Raw genomic sequence first — 20606 nt, 5'->3', positions numbered from 1 at the left:
GAGCCCAAATGATACCGAGCGTGACGATCGTCATTCCGACCTATAATCGCGCCCACATTCTGCCTCAGGCCATCGATGCAGCGCTGGGCCAGTCGCATCCTCAAACCACGGTCATGGTTGTTGACGATGGATCGCGCGACGAAACCGGGTCAATAATCGCGCGCTACGCAAAGCATCCGCGCTTTGTTGGTGTCAGTCTCGCCGAGAATGTCGGCACCGCGCAGGCTAAGAATGTAGGCATCGCGCTGAGTACGGCGGACGCGATCACTTTCCATGATTCCGACGATATCCCGCACCGCGACAAGGTCACGCGGCAGGCGCGTGTGATCGGGAACGAAACCATTGGCGCGCATCCGTGCCTCAATTGGCGTCTTGCGGGTCGCGAGCCTGAAACCACCATTCAAGTGGGCGGCGTTCTGACCCATCACGAATTGATCCTGCCCGATGGTGAAAGGGTCGAGATCCGCCGCACCCTGAGCCTCGTTGACGACTTCTTCCCCAACCTGCAGATGGCCGCCGGGGTGCCAGGGGACTGGACGCACGTAAATTCCGGCCTTTTCCATCGCTCGGTCTTTGAACGGCTGGGCGGGTTCTCGGACTGCATCGAGGAGGACAGGGAGTTCCGAAACCGGCTTATCATGGCGGGTGAGGTGCTTTGGGTCATTCCCGAGATTCTGCTGACAAAGATCGAGACCCCGGACAGCCTTACCCAGTCAGGGGCGACCGATTATGACAGCCCGCTGCGTGTCGCGGATCGCCAGCGGGTCTGGGACGCGGTGGGCCGCTGGTTCGCAACGCGTGAGGTCGATCCGGTGCCGATTGATCTGTCCGGCGTCAGTATCCGCTCCTGCACCGACCCGTCTCTCTGCGACCGCAGTGCGCTCAGCCGGATGGCCCGGCTCGAGGGGAGGGTGGCGTGAGCGGCGGAATCACCTTCGTCGATACACTCGCGCCCCGTGCCTACAGCGCGTTGCCGGGGCATTTGAGAGGGCTTGGCGGTACCGAGGCAACTCTGGCACGCATCGCTGGAAGCCTAGCCCCCCATACCCGCGTCACCGTGCGCCAAACCGCGCGTCAGGGGCCAGAAGCTATCTTCGGAGGCGTCCATTATGGGCAGTTTGACATCAAGCGCCCACTTCCGGAAGCGCCTGAAGTCATCGTCGTGGTCAATTCGTGGAAGGTCGCGCAAAAGCTGGCGCGGCTGAACCCCGGTTCGAGGGTCGTGGTTTGGCAGCACGTATTTCCCGGTCGTCACAACCGGGCTCTGGCTCCAGGGCTTCGCCGCGCCGGAGTGGAGGTGGTGTGTGTGTCTGCTGCCCAAGCGGAATGGCTGCGGGGCTTTCTCGGCTCCGATGCGCCCGCCATTAACTACATCCACAACCCTATCGCTGACGATCTTGTCCCGGACAACACGCCCCGTGATCCTGACCTGCTGCTCTTCGCTTCCTCGCCGCACAAAGGGCTTGCTCAGGTGTTTCGTCGGTTCAACGTGTTGAAGGATCGCATGCCGTCTCTGCGCCTCGCCGTGGCGGACCCGGGTTACCTCTGCTGGCCGACGGGACCGGTGCCGAGCGGTGTGATCCCTCTCGGGCGCCTCGACCAGCGCGGTTTGATCGGCTGGATGCGCCGGGCGCTCTGCCTGTTCTACCCACAGGACCACTTTGCCGAGACATTCGGGCTGGTGATTGCCGAGGCCAATGCCGTCGGCTGCCCGGCGTTACTGCACCGGGGACTTGGCGCGAACGACGAGGTCGCCTCTGATCGAGGCCAGTGCATCGACACCGGCGATCCCGAGTCCATCGCGGCCCGGATCGCCGATTGGCGTGACGTCATCGGCCTGCGTCCGCTTGCTACCGCGCGGCCAGAGTTCCGGCTGTCCCACGTGGCCGGTCAATGGGCGGCTCTACTGCGTTCCACCACGGCCAACCAACCCCGAACCCAAGCAATGCAAGACTGAAAACCGAAAGGGATCACCATGAAAGATGACAGCAACACCCGCAAAGGCAATGCCGGCGAGACTCACCAAGTTGCCGAAGACAATTATGAGACGATGACGACGCAGGTCGGCATGCCGATCTCGGACGATCAGAACACGCTAAAGGTGGGAGAGCGCGGCCCGCACCTGCTTGAAGATCAGGTCTTCCGCGAGAAAATGTTTCACTTCGACCACGAACGCATCCCCGAGCGTGTCGTGCACGCCCGAGGTTACGGCGCCCACGGTACTTTCGAGCTGACCGAGGATCTCAGCGACCTTACCCGGGCCAGCATACTAACCGAGGTGGGCGAGAAGACCGACGTCTTCGTGCGCTTTTCCACCGTTGCCGGCAACAAGGGTTCACCGGATCTGGCTCGCGACGTTCGCGGGTTCGCAGTGAAGTTCTACACCAAGGAAGGCAACTGGGACCTCGTCGGCAACAACATCCCCGTGTTTTTCATTCAGGATGCAATCAAGTTCCCCGACCTGATCCACGCCGCCAAGCAGGAGCCCGACCGCGGCTTTCCGCAGGCGCAGACGGCCCATGACAATTTCTGGGACTTCATTTCGCTGATGCCAGAATCGATCCATATGGCGATGTGGATCATGTCCGATCGGACCATCCCGCGCTCGTTCCGCTTCATGGAAGGCTTCGGCGTGCATACCTTCCGGCTGGTAAATGCCGAGGGAAAATCCACCTTCGTGAAATTTCACTGGAAGCCGAAACAGGGTATGCAGTCAGTTCTTTGGGATGAGGCGGTCAAGATCAACGGCGCAGATCCCGACTTCCACCGCCGCGACCTTTGGGATGCAATTGGGAGAGGCAATAATCCTCAGTGGGATCTCGGTCTTCAGGTCTTCGATGATGATTTCGCCGAAAGCTTCGATTTCGATGTGCTGGATGCAACCAAGATCATCCCAGAGGAACTTGTTCCGGTGCGCATCGTTGGAACGATGACGCTGAATCGCATGGTCGACAACTTCTTTGCCGAAACCGAGCAGGTCGCCTTCCAGACGGGCAACATCGTCCCCGGGATCGACCATTCCAACGACCCCCTCCTGCAAGGGCGGAACTTCTCCTACCTTGACACACAGCTCAAGCGCCTCGGCAGCCCCAACTTCAACCACATTCCGATAAATGCCCCGAAATGCCCATTCGCACACCTGCAGCAGGACGGGCACATGGCGATGCACAACCCGAAGGGCCGCGTGAACTACGAGCCGAACAGCTTTGGCGAGGGCCCGCGCGAGGACCCCGAGCGCGGTTTCACATCCTACCCGGCCGAAGAGGCGGGGACTAAGCAACGTGTTCGTTCGGAAACCTTCGCTGACCATTACAGTCAGGCGCGTCAGTTCTACCTCAGCCAGACGGATATCGAGAAGGGGCACATCGCAGACGCCTTCATCTTTGAACTTTCCAAGGTCGAGCGACTTGCAATCCGCAAGCGAATGGTCGGCCACCTGATCGTCGTCGACGAGGATCTGGCCCAGATGGTTGCCGAAGGGTTGGGCTTGCCTGAAATGCCTGCCCCCGCCGAGCCTGCGCGCGAGGTGATAGAGACCGAGGTGTCCCCCGCGCTCAGCATCCTCGCCAACCCGCCCGAAACCTTTGCCGGCCGCAAATTGGGTGTGCTTCTCACCGATGGCATCGACGGCGGAGCCTTCGACGCGCTGAAATCGGCAGCCGAAGCTGCGGGCGCCCAGGTGACGGTCGTGGCCGAAAAAGTCGGCGGTATTACGACGGCTCGTGGCAAGACCATCGAGGCGGACGAAAAGCTGGACGGTGCACCGTCTGTCCTTTTCGACGCGGTGGCAATCCTGGCGTCCGAGGACGGCGCGGCGAAGTTGGCGGGCATGCATGGGGCACGCAGTTTCTTGGCCGACGCTTTTGCGCACAAGAAGTTCATTGCCCTGACGGCCGAAGCGAAATCCGCTTTCTGGTCGTCCGCGGTGCCAGACGAGCCCGATGACGGCGTTTTCGTGCTCGAAGGTGCGCCGGAGGACTTCATCGCGGCCTGCAAGGACCTGCGCTTCTGGGATCGGGCGGCATGATCCGACGGCCCTTTGCCAGGCGCTGCCTTGCCTTTGGCAATGATACGCCGTGGCCTGCTGCGATCACCATTCCGGCCCGCAACGAGGCGGAGCGGATCGTGCACTGCCTCCAAGCGGTGCGCACCGCCCTGCGGGGGCGGGGCGGGATAGTTCTGGTCGTCAATGGCTCGGACGACGCGACCTTTTCTTATGCGGGCGAATGGTTCACGGCGACGGGCACGGCCGGGCTTCTGCTGGATTTGGCAGAAACCCCTCCGGAGGGTGTCGGAGCGGTGCGGCGGCAGGCAGTCGCCGCCGCAGCGCGCCGGCTCACCCGCCAAGGCGTGGTGCTGACTACCGACGCGGACAGCCGGGTCTTTCCCAACTGGCTGGACGCAAACCTGGCAGAGCTGAAGCATGCCGACCTGATCTGCGGATCTGTGATCCCCGATGCCCGAGAATTCACACGATTGCCACCGATCATCTCGCAGCGCGGCGCGGCTGAGGGCGAGTATATTGCGCTTACCCTCGCGCTCCGCGCGCTGATCTATCCTCTCACACACGACCCCGCCCCTTGTGGACTTGGAGCATCCGGCGCCAGCCTTGCTTTCCGGATGCCACTCTATGCCGATACCGGCGGTATTCCGGCTCTGCCGAGCTGCGAGGATCGAGCGTTTGCCGAAGCGGCAGAGGACCGCGGCTGGCGAGTGCGGCACAGCCCGGCGGCGCGGGTGTCAACCTCTTGCCGGCTGGATGGGCGTGCACCCGGCGGCATGGCCGAAGCGCTGGCGAGACGCATCGCCGACCGCGATCCGCTGGCGGACAGCGCGCTAGAACCTGCCGCTAGAACAGTCCTGCGCTTGCGGCTTCGGCAGGAGCGACGGGATCGTGTTGCGCAGTTTGGCCCCGATGCTCCGCAAGTGGCTGAGATCGACGCGCAATTAAGCGGACTGGAGCCCATCCGAATGCGGCTGTCGGATGTGGAACGCGAAATGCCTTTGCTGGCTTCGGCGGTTTCGGCAGCGCAGTTCGACACGGAAAGGCTGACAGCATGACAAATGCGCCCGCAAGAGAGACACGGTCGCTGACCGAAGCCGGTGCCCTCAAGGCTGTTGCAGCCGGAGTAGTGGAGGCCGATGCCGGCCACCGCGACCTGTCAGGCGATATGCACCGTCTCGCGTCGTCTGGTATCTTGGATCGCCTGTGCACGTCCGCTGCCACTCCAGCGGAGGCGCAGGAGCACGCCACGTTGCTGCGCCGCATCGGCCGCGCCAGCCTGTCTGTCGGGCGTTTGGCGGAAGGGCATATGAATGCGCTTAAACTTCTGCATCTTTATGGCACCCCGGCGCAAGTGGAGCGCCACTCCGCTGCCGCACGGCATGGGGCAATCTACGGCGTCTGGGGGGCCGACGGTGACCAGCCGGTGCGTATCGACGCTGAACTCGACGGTCGTGTCCGACTTGCTGGAGGCAAGCGTTTTGCTTCTGGAATCGGCTCGGTCAGTTACGCTGTGGTCACGGCGACAGCTTTTGACGGCCTTCGCCTCGCCATTGCGGAGGTTCGAAACCCAGAGCGCGCTGATGCCACCGCGTGGGACACTTCCGGCATGCGGGCCACCGCCTCGGGTTCCTATGATTTCAGCGGCGTCACGGCAGAGGTTCTTGGGGCGGCGGGCGACTACCTGCGAGAACCACATTTCCAGGGCGGCGTCTGGCGCTATGCCGCCGTGCAGACCGGCGGGCTGGAGGCCTTGGCAGAAGAAGTCCGTCGAGCCGTCAGCGCGGCGGATACACCGGGTGAGGCTCAGCTGCACCGCATTGCCCGGATCGCCAGCCTTGCCCACCGCGCCCGATTGATGGTTGATGATGCCGCCGTCCGTATAGAGACGCCGGGCGCGGGGCCCGATGCCGTAGCGCTCAGCCTTGCTGTGCGCGAGGAAGTGGAATTGGCCTGCCTAGAAGGTATCGCGCTTGCCGACCGTGCCCTCGGTACCAGATCCTTCGCCAAGGGACATCGGGTCGAACTGATCCGCCGCGACCTTGGCTTTTTTCTGCGACAGGCTGATCTCGATGGCAAATTGCGGCAGGTGGGTGAGACCCTACTGGCCGCGGAGGCCGCCATAGGCGAGATCTGGTCAGAATGATGGCCTTTACCGAAATAATCGCACAGGCAGAGTGCGCGCCCTCTGCCCAGCTCGCAGAACTGACAGGCCCCGGCGCGGTGCTGGTCCTGGCTCCCCACCCGGACGACGAGTCGCTCGCCATGGGCGGGGCCATCGCTGCAGCCTCCGCTGCCGGTCACCGTGTACACGTCGCCATCGTCACGGACGGAGCGAAGTCGCATCCAAAGTCGAAAGCTTATCCTGCCGCCGCCCTCTCCGCCTTGAGAAAATCCGAGGTCGAGAAGGCGGTCGGTCTCCTCACCGCAGGGCGAGAGACACCGATCTGGCTGGGCTACCCCGATCAGGGCGCACCTGACGATCCCGAAACCTTTGTCGAGGTTGAGGCACGGTTGGCCGACCTTCTTTTGCACGTAACCGCGATTTGGACAACTTGGAACGGAGATCCACATGTCGACCACCAGCGCGTCTGGCGGCTCGCCCGTCGGATCGCGAATGGGCTGGGCTGTGGTATGTTCGGTTGCCCGGTCTGGGGCAGGGTACAACCGCCTCTGGCAGGGGTATCCAGTGCTGGCCTCAGACGTTTTCAGACCACCTCATACCGCGCTCTCAAAGCGTGCGCGGTCGCCGCTCATGCCTCTCAGATGACTGGCCTAATCGACGACGACCCGGAAGGCTTTCGAATGCCGCTCGACCTCGCCGCCCATTTCGTAGCGGCAGATGAGATCTTCATTCCGGCATGACCCGCGACGCCGCCTCCTTCGACAGGCTTTATCGCGAGAAAGGCGATCCCTGGGACTATGAGACTAGCCCTTACGAGGCGGAGAAATACGCCCGTTGCCTGGCCCTCCTTCCATCGCGCCGGTTCGCCCACGGCTTGGAGATCGGCTGTTCCATAGGGGTAATGAGCCAAGCTATCGCACGCCGTTGCGACAACCTACTCGGCCTTGATTTCGCTCCGACAGCAATAAAGTTGGCCCGCGCTCGGGGCATTCCGGGCGCTCGGTTTGAAGTGAGCCGAGTGCCCGAGGGGTGGCCGACGGGTAAATGGGACCTGATCGTCCTGTCGGAAGTGCTCTATTATCTTTCCCCCGTCGAGTTGGATAAGGCGATCCGCTTGGTCAGTCGCAGCCTTGCACCCGGCGGATCCTGCCTCGTAGCGGGTTACCTGGGCCCGACCGAAACGACGCTCACCGCACGCGAGGTCGAAACTCGCTTGCTCACCGAGCTTGCAGCGGCCCGCCCGTACCACGACATCCGCCGCGACGCCGCGACGTCGTGGATTGCAGCGGTTTTCGACTGCGGCCAAGATCAGTCGTCAGGGGTGTAAAGATAAGAGGGATCGAAGTGCGCCAGGCGATGAAGCCGCGCTCTGTCGTGGATCTCGGCATGTCCGTCCCGGATCGTGCAGGTTCCGCCCTCGCGAAGGTCCCTGCACACGCGACTGACATGGACGGTGGACAATCCCGCGATCTCGGCGAGGTCGGACTGCAGGAGCGGTAGGGGAATTCGGTCACCCTCGACCTCTCCGGCTTCCCTTAGGCGCAGATCCATCTCGCTTACGAAGTCCGCCACCGCCGCCAACGCCCGTAACCGGCTTTCCCGAAATATCCAATGCCGGTGAATTGCGGCGTCGATCATCGTTAACCGCCACAACTGCCGTGCGTACCTAGCGGAACGGTCGATTATCCGGTTCAACGCCGCATGGGGGAACAAGGCCACCCGCACATCTGTCAGCGCGCCGATATCGTGGTCCAGCCGTTTCAGCGGTAGGCCGTGCAGGTCAACGAAATCCCCGGGAACACTGATGGAAACAATCGCGCGCTGCGTCTCGCCCCCGGATGCTCCCCTGACATAGCGGGCCATCAGCCCGTCGAGCAGAAGAGCACTCGTGTCGAGATCGTCGCCGGCCTCGGAAAGAAGTTCTCGTGCACCAAGATGCCTTGTTTCGGAGCACGCCGCTTGTAGCATTCCCCACAATTCCGGCTCCAATCGCCTCACGAGCCCGCGTCGGCCCCGCTCCGCCAAGGCGCTTTCAGTCATTTCCAAATCAGTACTTGCGACCGAACGTCCTGACCCGCCAACCAGTTCGTCCTTCATCCATTAGCTCCTGAATTTCTGTTGATTCCAATCCGGGAACCAACTGTTGGGGATAGTCAGGCGCTAACCTTTGGCTGGCTCACCACATTTTAAACGCCGATGTCGGCGCAAAGTTCCTGCCATGTGGCCTACAGAGGGACGTCGATCTCGTCCGTCCCGATACGCGCCTCGCTCTCAGCATCGATCAGTTGCGGAAAGCGGGCGAGCGCGGTGAAGATACTCTCACTCACTGCGTCGCTGAGAATTCCTCTGTTGGCGGCCGTGCGGAAATCCTCGAACGGAAAAACCGCGATGTCGGGTGCATCCTCCGGGCCGCTCTCTGCGAACCGAAAAGCCGCGCCCACGACGCCCACCAATTAGCTGACGGCCAGCGCCGCGAGCAGCCTTGCCGCAGTTCGCGCGCACCGGCGGGAGGAACCAGGCGATAGCCCTCGCTTGGGACCGTCTCGACAATGCGTTTGTCGCTATCCTTCAGAACCCGCCTGATCTCGGACACGCCTTGCGCAATGCTGTGTCGCCGACACGTTGGGTGCCCGGTCTAGGGGAAGTGGAAAATACCGCTACCGATGGTTGGTGGCTGTGCGATGTGATCCGCTTCATGAGCGCGCCAAACAATCGCAACGTCTTCATCTGCCAATGCAGTTTTTGCCCAAGAGTCCTCGCGTCGGGAGTGATCCCCTGACCTGAGCGCCCGGCAGTGCACCATGTTGGCGTAAGATGTCCGGACTGTAAGCGATATTGACGCAATTGGTGGTTTGGACGGTCAGGCAAGAACGTTCCCACGCGTCGCGCCGCCGCCGGTCCAAACGATTTAGCCCCGCCGGTTATCACACAGTTTCTACCTTCAAGATCGAACAAAAACTCCCCTTAAATCGGATAATGAGGTTGTCCGTCCTGAACTGTGATCCAGCGCAGGGTGGTAAATTCCTCGATCGCGGCCATGCCACCAAAACGGCCATAGCCGGAGTCCTTGACCCCTCCAAAGGGCATCTGTGCTTCGTCATGTACGGTGGGGCCGTTGATGTGGCAAATACCGCTTTCGATTCTCTTGGCGATATTCATAGCTCGCACGGTGTCTCGTCCGAAGATGCTGGCTGACAGTCCATATTCGGTGTCATTCGCCACGCGAACTGCTTCATCCACACTGGCCACGCGGACCACTGACGCGGTCGGGCCGAAGCTTTCCTCGGAATAGATGCGCATCGAAGGTGTGACATGGTCGATCAGGGTCGCTTCCATGAGGACGCCATCCGTATGCCCGCCGGCCAGGATTGTCGCGCCTTTGTCCTCGGCATCGCGCACAAGGCTCATGATCCGGGTTACGGCGCCTTTGTCCACGACACAACCCAGCGAGGTGTTTCCCTCGCGCGGGTCTCCCACGGTCAGGCTGCGGACCTTGGCGGCAAGTTTCTCGACAAATGCATCTGCTACTGAGGCCAACACCACGAGCCGTTCAGTCGACATGCAGATCTGGCCCTGATTCATGTAAGCGCCAAAGGCGGCGGCGGCGACTGCTGCATCGAGGTCGGCATCGTCGAGCACGATCATTGGAGCCTTTCCGCCGAGTTCCAGCAGCGCCGGCTTGAGGTTTTCGGCCGCGAGTTTTGCAATGATCCGGCCAACTCGGGTGGAGCCGGTGAAGTTCACCCGGCGCACGGCGGAGTGGCGGATCAGGGCTTCGACGATCTCGCTGGCATTGTCGGGCGCGTTGGACAGCACGTTGAGCACGCCCTTGGGCAGGCCCGCTTCCTGCATCGCTTCGACGATCAGCGCATGGGTGCGGGGCGAGAGTTCGGAGGATTTCATCACCACGGTATTTCCGCAAGCCAATGGCATGGCGATTGATCGCACGCCAAGGATGACCGGCGCGTTCCACGGCGCCATCGACAGCACCACACCGGCGGGCTGGCGGATGGCCATGGCCATGGAGCCGGGGCGGTTTGACGGGATGACTTCGCCCTTGATCATGGTGGTCATCGAGGCCGCCTCACGCAGCATCCCCGCCGCCAGCATGACGTTGAACCCCGACCAGGCGGCGGTGGCCCCCAGTTCTTCGGCCATGGCGCGGGCAATGTCGCCCCCGCGCGCTTCGAGATTGTCCGCCGCCGCCAGCAGAAGGCGACGCCGTTCGCCGGGGCCGGTACTGGACCATTCGGGGAAGGCGCGCGCGGCAGCATCGGCGGCGCGGTTGGCATCGGCGACCGTTGCTGCGGCGGCTTCGGTCGCCACCCCGCCGGTCAGAGGATTGTTGCGGGTGAAGGTGCGGCCATCTTCGGCCTGCACTTTTTCGCCCTCGATCAGTAGGTCCAAAACGCTCATGTTCTTCTCCATTTACATCTCGCCGCCAAGAAAGGCGTGTCTGACGGCCCTGTCGTTCATCAATTCTTCCGACGTGCCCGAACCTGTTATCCGAGCCGCTTCGAGTAGGTAGCCGCGATCTGCTTGGCGCAGGCTGATCTTCACGTTCTGCTCGACGATCAGCAGCCCCACTCCGGTTTTGCGCACCCGCGCCAGCGCCTTGAACATGTCACCCACCACGATCGGAGCGAGGCCAAGGCTCGGTTCATCCAGCAGCAGAAATTCAGGTTTCGACATCATTGCACGGCCTACGGCGACCATCTGCTGTTCGCCGCCGGACATGGTCTGCACAAGTTGCTTTCGTCGCTCGGCCAGCCGGGGAAAGATGTCGAAAACCTGCGAGAGTGTTTTCTCTTCCGAGGCGCGGGCGCGTTGCGGAGTCGCGCCAAGTCGCAGGTTTTCCTCAACCGACATGCGTCCGACGATGGCGCGCCCCTCAGGCACCAGCGCAATGCCCCGGTTTGTCACTGTGTAGGCCGGCACGCCGGTCACGGTCTCACCATTCAATTCGACGGAGCCTTCGGAGGTCGGGACCATCCCGGCAATGGCCTTTAGCAGGGATGACTTGCCCGCACCATTTGCACCCAGGACAACGACAACTTCGCCCTTAGCGATGGCAAAGCTGACGCCGTCCACCGCTAGATGCTTGCCATAGCGAACGGTCACATCCTTCAGTTCAAGCATGGTCGTCCCCCAGGTAGGCCTTGATGACAGCCGGGTCTTGCAGCACCTCGGCCGAGGGGCCTTCGGCGATCTTTTCGCCCGCACTCATCACGATGCAGCGCGAGCAGAGCGCACGCACCGCCTCCATGATGTGTTCGACCAGCAGCACGGTCATGCCCTCGCTCTGCAGGTGCCGGACGAGGTCGATGCCGATGCGCAACTCGGAGGGATTTAGGCCCGCCAGCCATTCGTCGAGCAGCAGCAGATCAGGCTCCGAAGCCAGCGCGCGAGCCATTTCGAGCCGTTTCTGGTCGATATATGTGAGATTGCCGACCTGCTCGTCGCCACGTCCGGCCAGCCCGACGAAGGCCAGCTTCTCTTCGGCCAGCGCGCGCGCCTCGCGGCCCCAGTACCGCTTGTGACCGAAGGCCAGCGACAGCAGCACGTTCTCGGCCACGCTCAGGGTGGGCAGCGGGCGGACGAGTTGAAAGGTACGGGCGACGCCGTGCTTTGCCACCCTGTGGGGCTTCATCCGGGTGATGTCGGTGTCGCCAATGCGCACCGTGCCGCCATCGCAGGGCAGGGCGCCCGAGATCATGTTGAGCACGGTCGTCTTGCCCGAGCCGTTCGGGCCCAGAAGGCCCACAACCTCGCCGGATTGCAGTTTGAACGACACGTCCCTGACCGCGACCAGCCCGCCGAAGCGTTTGTGCAGCCTGGCTATTTCAAGCGGTTTGCTCATGCCCGGCCTCGCTTTCGCAGATCTTCAATTTTGGCCAGAACGCCATTTGGCATGACGAAGACGATCAGGATGAAGAGCAGTCCGAGGATGATCGAGAAGTGGTCGGGGAAGCTGACGGAGAGCCATTCGAACAGCAGGAACAGCGGTACCGCACCCACCAGTGGCCCCCAGAGCCGCATCGCCCCGCCCAACAGCGCCATGATAAGCGTCATGAAGCTGACCGTCGGATTGAAGACGATGGAGGGCTCGATGTAGGTCCAGCGCGGGGCCTGGATGGCACCGACCAGGGTGATGATCGTGGACGAGATGACAAATAGCAGGAGCTTGATCCGGGTCACGTCTACACCGGCATGGGCGGCTACGGTTTCGTCATCGCCAAGTGCCTTGAGCGCCAGACCGATTCGCGACCTCCCAATTGTCCATGCGATCAGGAAGGTTACGACAGCCAGAGCGAGAAGCTGCCAATAGATGTGTCGCCCCTCGAACGGCAAGAACACGTAGCGGCCCATGGTGTAGGTCACGTTGACCTCCCACCAGCTGACGGTCTGGCGCACCAGCTCGGCCAGCCCGAAGGTGAAGATCACGAAATAGACCCCGGCTAGGCGCAGCGTCGAGAGGCCGACCACAAGCGCCATGACCATGCCGATCCCCGCCGCACAGATGAGCACAAGCGGATAGGGCAGGGCCTCGTTCAGAACGGCGACCGTGTAGGCGCCGACCCCGAAAAAAGCCACTGTCGCCAGTGAAATGTAGCGCGTCGGGCCGGAGAAGAGCGCCCACGCAGTGGCCAACGTTACATAGCCGGTCATGCCCAGAAGGACGCCTGTCCAATAGTCGGATACGATCAGCGGTGCGATCGCCAGCAGGATGATCGCAATACCGGCCAGGGCGAAACCATGCGAAGTCTTCATCATCACGCCTTTCCAAACAGGCCGTTCGGCCGCACCAGCAGCAGCACGAGAAACACGGTGTAGACAGCGGCCAGCGTCAGGCCGGGGTCAACATAGGCAGCGACGAAGGTCTCGACGAGACCCAGCAGCAGCCCGGCGACGATGGCGCCCGGCACGCTGCCCTTGCCGCCAAGAATGACGACGATCAGGGCCTTCATCGTAAACACGACCCCCGCGGTCGCGGTAAAGGTCTGGAACATCGAGACGACCACGCCACCGGTTGCGGCCATGGCACCGCCGATGGCAAAGGCGGTCCGCGCGGCGCGATCGGTGTCGATGCCGAAGAGAGGCGCACTGTGCGGTGCCAAGGCGACGGCACGCAGGATCATGCCCCAGCGGGAGCGGAACAGGATAACGACCAACGCACCGCCGATCAAAAGGCTCAGGACCAGCGCCAGAAGCCGGTTGCCTGCGACCACGGTGCCCAGAACGTTGACCGGCGTGTTAAGAAAGCTGTAGCTGGTGTAGCCGCCACCGAAGATCGCCAGCAGAACGCCCTGGATCACGAAGAGCAGCCCGAAGGTGACAAGGATGCTGTCGACCTCCAGCGCGCCATCGTCGGGCGCGCGATCCACCAGTGGCTTCATCAACACGCGATAAATAACATCGCTGACGGCATAGCCCGCCGGCACGATGATCAGCAGTGAGACGATCGGGTTGATCGATAAAGTTGTAGACAGAACGTAGGTGGCGAAGCAGGCGGCGATGATCATGTCCCCGAAACCTAGGTTCATGATCCGGGCGATCCCGTACTGGATGGTCAGCCCCATTGCGACAAGCGCATATGTGCCGCCGAGCACGAGGCCGTTGACGACGTGTTCAAGCATGGAAGCTCCGGTCTTGTTGGAGGCGGGTGGAGGCGGCGGATTCAGCCGCCGCACTCCGACCCGAAAGTTGTCTGCTCACGCTACGAGGATCATTCCCAGTCAGGCTTGGGCAACTCAGCCGCAACCGTGCCTCCGCCCCCTTCGGCGGATACCGCCACGAACTGACCATCCTGCCACTGACCTACCCAGTTGATCGCGCGCAACTGGTTGTTTTCCAGCCGGGTTTCTTCGCCCAGCACGGTCGAGAATGTGCCGGTCGACAGTTCGTCGGCGATTGCGGACTTGTCCAGACCGACCCGCTCGATGGTTTGTTCCAGCATCTGGAGCGAGGCATAGATCAGCACCGAGCCCCAGTAATCAGGCGCGCGTCCCACGATCTCTTCGTGTTTGGCGCGGTAGGCCGAGTTCAGCTCGTTGTCCGGGTCGATCCCGCCAAGGCTCATCACCCCTTCGACAGATCCACCGGCGATGCCCGGATAGACCGGGAAGCCGGCTCCCACGCCGAGGTAAAACACCGGCGGGCTGTAGCTCGCGACCTTGGCCTGCTTCGTCAGCGCAAAGGTATGTGGCGGATAGGTGAAGGCGACAAAGGTGTCCGCCTCGGAGTTCGCGGCCTCGTTCAGAATGGTAGCGAAGTCCGAGGTCTCCGGCGGAAAGCTCTTGTCATAGGTGATGTCAAAACCAGCGGCCTCGAAGCTAGGCCGCGCTGCCTTGACCAGATCGATGCCAAAGCCATCCGCGACCGAGATCATGGCGATCTTGTCGTTGATACGACCGGCCTCGCGCTCAGCCACGAGTATGTCGGTAAACGCAGAAACGTAATCGACACTGCCGCCCATGAACCAGAAACTAGTGTCCCAGCGCTCGACGAAGTCCGAAGCCTTGTCGGTGACGGCAGCACCAGCCAGATGGGGATAACCGAACTTGGCCATCAGCGGTGCGACGGCAAGATTGAAACCGGTGCCCCAGGGCGGCAGGATGATATCCACCTCGTCCTGTGTGGCCAGACGCTCGACTGCGCGGACCACCTCCTCAGCGGAAGATCGATCATCATAGGCGATGACTTCGATCGGCAACTGGCTGCCGTCGGGCAGTGTCAGGCCACCTGCGGCATTCACCTCCTGAACCCACAATTCATAGTTGGGTGTGACAGTCATGTCCGCACCGCCAGCGTTCGGGCCGGACTTGGATATCGCGTATCCGATGGTCACCTTGTCGCGATCTTGTGCCGCAACGCCATGCGCACCGACCGCGATGGCAAGTGCCGCGAGGGCACAAGCCGTCTGGCGCCGCGTCAATCGGGCCGCCTCGAAGAGCGTTTTGTTCATTTATTTCCCTCCCAATGATTATCAGGATACCGTGGCCCATTTGAGTCAAATCGACACGGTCTCCAGATCCCCGCCGTTCTCAGTGCGGTGAATGCCGTCAGCCTAAGTTGCGGCGACACTTAGGATAATAGACATTTTGGGGATATAATTGTACTTTTGACGGAACTGCTGACAGGTAACTAGCGAAATTGCAGTCTTTAGAGCGTCAGACTATCCAGGCAGAGCGCATCAAGAGTGCGCTGACCAAGACCGAATTTGCCACTTCGGGCGGTCGCGCGACCTTTGTGATTCTGGAAGCGGGCCGTGGCGCATTTGTTTCCGATGAGGTCGAACGGGACGTGGCTGGACCTTGTCTAATCTGGTCCCCAACGGGCTGGTCGACCCGGATCACACTGGCCGCAGGCACGAGGGGATTTCTGATCCGTATGCCTGAACGCGCCCTCGGCCGTGCGCTGCCGACCGACGTGATCTCGGCCCATGTCCGCCAAGTGGTCAGCCGCCGCATCTTTCTGTCCGACATAACACCCCCGATGATGCAATCCTTCGTTGTGCTGTTTGACAAGATCGAGAGCGAGTTGCGTACTTTGGCACCGGGAAACGAAACCGTTCTGCACCATTGCGTTTCGCTTCTGATGATCGAAATTTGGCGGGCCGCCGCACCGCCTCTTCAGGCAAGCGAGCCCCAGCCGCATCGTATCTCCGATAGCTTTCTAAATTTGGTGGAACTGCACTTGCAAAATCACTGGACAGTGGCGGAGTACGCTCGCCGCATTGGCGTGTCGCGCGACCGCCTGAACGAAGCTGTACACCGCGCAATCGGCATACCTCCGCATCAACACATGCAGCGACGTTTAATGGAAGAAGCAAAGGCACTACTGATCACAACCAACCTCCAAGTAGCCGAAGTTGGATATAAACTCGGTTTCAGCGACGCCGCATATTTCACGCGTTTCTTTCGCCGCCACGCAAGCCTCGCTCCCGCGCAATTCCGCCGCACCTACACCCCGCTTTATCGTACGCGTACGAAGGAAGTCTCCTTCGCTGAATGGCCATAGGCTGTGCAGCGCCTCTTTGCCAACAACTGGCGGGGCATTTGAAATTGTAACGAAGGCGGTTGCAGCCATCTGCAGTGGGGACGAGGTTCAGTGCCAGTAGTTTTTCGCCCCACAATTATCACCACTGCGAACCACTGACATCTCGCCGCGAGCGCGGACTCTCGCGTGTTTGAGAAAAATTCTGTGAGACGACCGAACTTCTTAGATTTGCCGCCTGGCTAAGTTCGGGCTCAAACTGCCCCTCAATCTCAGTTTGGGTGAATCAAGCAATTCATGAAATCGTGTTCTGAACAACAACGATGCAACAAGGACAGGGAATGCGGCAGGTGCGCTGTTCGCGATGCCAGCGTAGAACGGCGTTTTCATTACGTGATGCATTCGGCTCGGCTCGCCCACAGCACGCGATGGATTGGTCTGTGCCGACGTTATCCTAACCCCTGACGCCGGCCGTACAGCCACTATGACGGAGGTCGCCGCCGCCTGCGACGCAATCCCGGCCAAGTGTCTGGGACGACACCGAAACCACGCTCATGGCCGGCATCAACACGAACGTAATGAGTATCGGCCATGGCTACGCTAGGCAGAGAAAGCGGCTTTAAATGCGGACAATGCGTCTTCAGGGGCACCCGAAGCAAAAGCCTCCATCCCGATCGGGCCGGTGTATCCCATAGATTTCAGCGCTTTTGCGACTCCGGCGTAGTTGATTTCACCGGTTCCCGGTTCACACCGGCCGGGCACGTCGGCGACCTGGATTTCGCCGATCCATGGCAGGCAAGCTCGGCACAACTCGATCAGGTTCCCCTCGCCAATCTGGGCATGGTACAGATCCAGATTAAGTCGCAGTTGCGGACGACTAACTGCGGAAACAAGAGCCAATGTTTCTTCCGCCCGAGCAAACGGAACCCCTGCGTGATCGACCGGCAGGTTCAAGTTCTCGAGCGTGAAGACAACGTCCATTTCCTCGGCGAGGTCGCAGATCCGGTTCAGCGTATCCAGCGCTTTCACCCACTTTAGCGGTGTGGCAACTTCCGCGAGAACCGGGCGGCCACCCTCTCCGAGACCTGTTCCGTGAAGATTCAGACGCGCGACGCCGAGCCGTTTGCCAATCTTGGCGGTGTCGCGTGCCGACGCGAGGAGCGCGTCGGCACCCTCGTCGTCTGCGAGCCGACCCTCGAGATAGCCATTCATGATCGAGAACGTCGCGCCGGACTTGGCCAGCTTGTCAAGATCATGATCCGGCCAGTTCCAGAGACCGACCTGAAAGCCCATTTCGGCGAGCTTTGTGCACCGCCATTCGATCGGCCTGTCGCGCCAGAGCATCTCGGCGCATGCAGCCAGAGTAAAGACCATTCGTCAGTTTCCTGTCATGATCGAGTTGAGCTCGACCGGGCGGCCTTCCACGCGTGACCGGTTTGCGGCTTCGGCCAGGGCCAGCGCATTGACGCCGTCCTGAATCGTCGCGGGGACATTTTTCCCGTCCACGCATGCGTCAACGAACGCCGACCATTCGATCGCGTAGGCTCGCATGTAACGCTCGAGGAAGAAATAGACCGGCTTGGCGGACACGACGCCGGCAGATGTGGACTTGACCAGCGTATTCTCGATCTCGTTCTCGGCGGCGAGCATGCCTTCCGACCCGAGCAGTTCAACACGCTGATCGTAGCCGTAGGGCGCGCGCCGCGAATTGCGGATCGTTGCGAGTCGTCCGTCGGCGTAAGTCAGAACGACAATGGCCGTATCCACATCGCCCGCGACACCGATCTCGGGATCGACGAGACATGAACCATGCGCCATTACCTGTGCCGGCATCCCGAACAGGAATGCGCACATGTCGAAATCGTGGATCATCATGTCTCGGTAAAGGCCGCCGGACACCTTGATGTAACTCACCGGCGGCGGCGCGGGATCGTAGGAAGTGACGGCGAGCAGTTCGCCTTTGCCAACCTCTCCCGCGTCGAGTGCGGTTTTTACCGCGGCGAAGTTCGGATCGAAACGACGGTTGAAGCCCATCATCATCGGTTTGTTATGACCGGCAGCGATCTTCCGGATCTCAAGAGCACGCGCGAGATCCAGGTCGATGGGCTTTTCACAAAAAATCGCCTTACCGGCCTTTACGCCGGCCTCGATCAGATCGGCATGGGTGTTGGTCGACGATGCGATGAGGATCGCATCAATGGAGGCATCGGAAAGAATGGCGTCTGGCGAGCGCGCTTCGATGCCATGTTCGCGGGCGAGCGCCTCGGCCGCATCACTCATGACGTCGGTGACCGCAACGAGTTCCGACCGAGGATCCATCTTGATCGAGGCAGCGTGGACCTTACCGATCCGACCCGCGCCGAAAAGTGCTACTTTCATGCTTTGCTTCCTTTCAAAGTTCGACGCGGCGTCCATCGCGGGCCGATTGATCGATGGCATGGATGACGCGTTCGAAACCGAGCGCGTCCGTGAAGTTGGGGAAGGCTTCGCGGCCTTCGACGATAGCGCGGATAAACTGTGCGACCTCGATGATCTTGAGATCGCCGAAACCGAGTTGGTGGCCAGGTGCCGGGCAGAACTGACCATAAGGCTGATGCTCTGGTCCTGTAAGGATTGTGCGGAAGCCCTGCTCGGACTTGGGGCCTTCGTTAAGATACAGTTGCAACTCATTCAGCCGCTCTTGGCTAAATGCAATCATTCCGGCGGTGCCGTGGACTTCCCAATCGAGCTTGTTCTTCCGGCCCCAAGCGGAGCGCGACGAGCAGATCGACCCTTGCGCCCCATTGGCAAAGCGCACGATCGCCGAGGCCGTATCTTCGTTTTCGACTTCCGCCCGACCCGATCCGTCGGGCAGGGGGCGGGACTTATGAATAATCTGGGTGTCGGCGATCAGGCTGTTGATCGGTCCCATCAGCGTGTGGGCGATGGACACCAGGTGACAGCCCAAATCACCCAACGTTCCGAGACCGGCGTCGGCGCGACGTGCGCGCCATGTCCAAGGCAGGTCCGGATCTGCCTGATAGTCTTCATCGACACAGCCACGAAAGTGAACGACACGTCCAATTCGCCCGGAATTGATCAGCGTTTGTGCGTGCAACACGGCAGGGTTCTGGATGTAGTTGTAGCCGACCATAGTGCGTGTTCCCGCAGCACGGGCGGCGTCCGCCATCTCTTCAGCCTCTTTTAGCGTGAGTGCGAGCGGTTTTTCACAATGGATATGCTTTCCCGCCGTAATGGCGGCGAGCGTCATCTCATGATGCAGCGCATTCGGCGTTGTGACCGAGATGATGTCCACCGCCGGATCGTCGATAACATTCCGCCAATTGTCGGTGGCGCGCGCGAAGCCAAGCTGCCTTGCCATCGCTTCGGCCCGATCCGTCGGCACGTCGCACACCGTTTGGAGACGCACACCGGGGATGTCGCCCATGACCGCAGACGCGGTGCGATACGCGAGTGCGTGCGCTTTTCCCATGAAGCCGGTACCGATGAGGCCAAAGCCCAGCATGATGATTCTCCCCAAGAGTGGAATTTTTGTTCCATTATCGGAATGAGATGTTAGGCTGCGTCTGTCAAGATAAGAGATAAGTATGAATGAGCAAAACTCCTTCGAGGGCGCCCCGGGCAGCGTCGCTGATCTGCTGGAAAAGCTTGACGCTTCAATTGATGGTTTTCCAAAGCGGCTGAAACAGTGCGCTGACTTCACGCGGCGTCACCTGCATCTCATCGCTGTTTCTACGGTGTCTGAAATGGCTCACGCCTGCGAGGTAGCCCCCTCAGTCTATATGCGGTTTTGCCAGGTTCTTGGCTTCTCGGGCTACTCGGAGATGCAGGCGCTGTTTCGGGCGCAGTACACTGAGCTTCGACCCAATTACGAGATGCGCCTTGCGAGTCTGCGTGAGGAGGGGGCGCTTGGAACCAGTCGCCTGCTGGCGGACTTTACTGAAGCGGGGCATAAATCACTGCTTTCACTTGGGAATACGGTGACACACGATGCCATCGACCGGGTGGCTCGTGGTATGGCTGAGGCGCGGGTTGTGCATCTCGTAGGCCTCCGGCGGGCGTTCTCGGTTGTCAGCAACATGGCGTATATCCTCGACCAGTTGGGCGTTCCCGCGGCACTGCATTTCGGTGCTGGGATGCTCAATTCCGACAAATCAATTCTCGAGGGTGATGTCCTTTTCGCGGTCACCTATGCGCCGTTCTCTGAAGAGACGGTGCGCCTTGCCGGGCGGGTGGCGGAGCGTGGAATTACAGTTTTTGGACTGACAGACAGCGAGCAGTGTCCGTTGGCCGAGAGTGCCTCCGACCTTTTGATGGCGCGCGAGGCCGAAGTCGGCGGTTTTCGGGCGCCCAATGCGTCCATGGCTCTCACCACTGCTCTGGCTGTCGCTATCAAGGCACTTCGCCAACCGGGTTGACAGAAGTGTCGATTCGCCAGTAATGGAATATTTATTCCGTTTTGCGTCAGATGATGCGACGGAG

Annotated in this window: 20 protein-coding genes; 9 read left to right on the top strand and 11 right to left on the bottom strand. The window is 61.1% G+C overall.

Annotation, left to right across the window (positions count from 1 at the left end; genetic code table 11):
- Positions 1–8 precede the first annotated feature (8 nt).
- Genes GO499_RS09395 through GO499_RS09365 form a run of 7 tightly spaced genes read left to right on the top strand, consistent with a single transcriptional unit; the run spans position 9 to position 7455 of the window.
- Entirely contained in the window at positions 9–920 is a 912-nt protein-coding gene (locus tag GO499_RS09395) for a glycosyltransferase family 2 protein (RefSeq protein WP_161861955.1), read from the top strand.
- Positions 917–1957, top strand: a complete 1041-nt coding sequence (locus GO499_RS09390) for a glycosyltransferase family 4 protein (protein ID WP_161861954.1) — start codon at positions 917–919, stop codon at positions 1955–1957. The genes GO499_RS09395 and GO499_RS09390 overlap by 4 nt, the downstream gene beginning before the upstream one ends.
- A gap of 18 nt (positions 1958–1975) precedes the next feature.
- The gene (locus GO499_RS09385; RefSeq protein ID WP_161861953.1) at positions 1976–4027 is read left to right on the top strand and encodes a catalase; all 2052 of its coding nucleotides are present in this window, start codon (positions 1976–1978) and stop codon (positions 4025–4027) included.
- On the top strand, positions 4024–5061 hold the full coding sequence (locus tag GO499_RS09380; RefSeq protein WP_161861952.1) for a glycosyltransferase family 2 protein: 1038 nt from the start codon (positions 4024–4026) through the stop codon (positions 5059–5061). The genes GO499_RS09385 and GO499_RS09380 overlap by 4 nt, the downstream gene beginning before the upstream one ends.
- Positions 5058–6149 (top strand): acyl-CoA dehydrogenase family protein, encoded by a 1092-nt coding sequence (locus tag GO499_RS09375; RefSeq protein ID WP_161861951.1) that lies wholly within the window; start codon positions 5058–5060, stop codon positions 6147–6149. Before GO499_RS09380 ends, GO499_RS09375 begins: the two co-directional genes overlap by 4 nt.
- Complete coding sequence (locus GO499_RS09370) at positions 6146–6868, top strand: PIG-L deacetylase family protein (RefSeq protein ID WP_161861950.1); 723 nt, start codon at positions 6146–6148, stop codon at positions 6866–6868. Before GO499_RS09375 ends, GO499_RS09370 begins: the two co-directional genes overlap by 4 nt.
- Positions 6865–7455, top strand: a complete 591-nt coding sequence (locus GO499_RS09365) for a class I SAM-dependent DNA methyltransferase (protein ID WP_161861949.1) — start codon at positions 6865–6867, stop codon at positions 7453–7455. Before GO499_RS09370 ends, GO499_RS09365 begins: the two co-directional genes overlap by 4 nt.
- Here GO499_RS09365 and GO499_RS09360 read toward each other — a convergent pair.
- The 8 genes from GO499_RS09360 to GO499_RS09325 form a co-directional block, all read right to left on the bottom strand.
- Positions 7437–8225, bottom strand: a complete 789-nt coding sequence (locus GO499_RS09360; protein WP_284154954.1) for a Crp/Fnr family transcriptional regulator — start codon at positions 8223–8225, stop codon at positions 7437–7439. The two genes, GO499_RS09365 and GO499_RS09360, sit on opposite strands and share 19 nt — an antisense overlap.
- A 128-nt stretch (positions 8226–8353) precedes the next feature.
- Positions 8354–8569: a hypothetical protein gene (locus GO499_RS09355; protein ID WP_161861948.1), complete on the bottom strand. Its 216-nt coding sequence runs from the start codon at positions 8567–8569 to the stop codon at positions 8354–8356.
- Between the two features lie 523 nt (positions 8570–9092).
- Positions 9093–10544 carry an aldehyde dehydrogenase gene (locus GO499_RS09350; protein ID WP_161861947.1) on the bottom strand — a complete coding sequence of 484 codons (1452 nt, stop codon included), beginning with the start codon at positions 10542–10544 and terminating at the stop codon, positions 9093–9095.
- A gap of 12 nt (positions 10545–10556) precedes the next feature.
- A complete protein-coding gene (locus tag GO499_RS09345; RefSeq protein ID WP_161861946.1) occupies positions 10557–11267 on the bottom strand; it encodes an ABC transporter ATP-binding protein in 711 nt (236 codons plus the stop codon).
- Positions 11260–11988, bottom strand: a complete 729-nt coding sequence (locus GO499_RS09340; protein ID WP_161861945.1) for an ABC transporter ATP-binding protein — start codon at positions 11986–11988, stop codon at positions 11260–11262. The genes GO499_RS09345 and GO499_RS09340 overlap by 8 nt, the downstream gene beginning before the upstream one ends.
- Entirely contained in the window at positions 11985–12902 is a 918-nt protein-coding gene (locus GO499_RS09335; protein ID WP_284154953.1) for a branched-chain amino acid ABC transporter permease, read from the bottom strand. The genes GO499_RS09340 and GO499_RS09335 overlap by 4 nt, the downstream gene beginning before the upstream one ends.
- A complete protein-coding gene (locus tag GO499_RS09330) occupies positions 12902–13765 on the bottom strand; it encodes a branched-chain amino acid ABC transporter permease (protein ID WP_161861944.1) in 864 nt (287 codons plus the stop codon). The genes GO499_RS09335 and GO499_RS09330 overlap by 1 nt, the downstream gene beginning before the upstream one ends.
- An 89-nt stretch (positions 13766–13854) precedes the next feature.
- Positions 13855–15093, bottom strand: coding sequence for an amino acid ABC transporter substrate-binding protein (locus GO499_RS09325; protein WP_161861943.1), 1239 nt, complete (start codon positions 15091–15093; stop codon positions 13855–13857).
- Between the two features lie 188 nt (positions 15094–15281).
- On the opposite strand from GO499_RS09325, the gene GO499_RS09320 reads away from it, so the two are divergent.
- Positions 15282–16148, top strand: a complete 867-nt coding sequence (locus GO499_RS09320; protein WP_161861942.1) for a helix-turn-helix domain-containing protein — start codon at positions 15282–15284, stop codon at positions 16146–16148.
- A gap of 576 nt (positions 16149–16724) precedes the next feature.
- Here the strand turns inward: GO499_RS09320 and GO499_RS09315 are convergent.
- From GO499_RS09315 to GO499_RS09305, 3 genes are read right to left on the bottom strand one after another with little or no spacing between them, the layout of a single operon-like run.
- Positions 16725–17498 carry a TIM barrel protein gene (locus tag GO499_RS09315; RefSeq protein ID WP_161861941.1) on the bottom strand — a complete coding sequence of 258 codons (774 nt, stop codon included), beginning with the start codon at positions 17496–17498 and terminating at the stop codon, positions 16725–16727.
- Positions 17499–17501: 3 nt separating this feature from the next.
- Positions 17502–18503 (bottom strand): inositol 2-dehydrogenase, encoded by a 1002-nt coding sequence (iolG, locus tag GO499_RS09310; RefSeq protein WP_161863899.1) that lies wholly within the window; start codon positions 18501–18503, stop codon positions 17502–17504.
- A gap of 13 nt (positions 18504–18516) precedes the next feature.
- Positions 18517–19629 (bottom strand): Gfo/Idh/MocA family protein, encoded by a 1113-nt coding sequence (locus GO499_RS09305; RefSeq protein WP_161861940.1) that lies wholly within the window; start codon positions 19627–19629, stop codon positions 18517–18519.
- Positions 19630–19711: 82 nt separating this feature from the next.
- On the opposite strand from GO499_RS09305, the gene GO499_RS09300 reads away from it, so the two are divergent.
- Positions 19712–20542, top strand: coding sequence for a MurR/RpiR family transcriptional regulator (locus tag GO499_RS09300; protein WP_161861939.1), 831 nt, complete (start codon positions 19712–19714; stop codon positions 20540–20542).
- Positions 20543–20606: the final 64 nt, after the last annotated feature.

It is taken from the genome of Algicella marina (assembly GCF_009931615.1).
GTDB classification, from domain to species: Bacteria; Pseudomonadota; Alphaproteobacteria; order Rhodobacterales; family Rhodobacteraceae; genus Algicella; species Algicella marina.
This window is presented reverse-complemented; position numbering and strand designations above follow the sequence as displayed.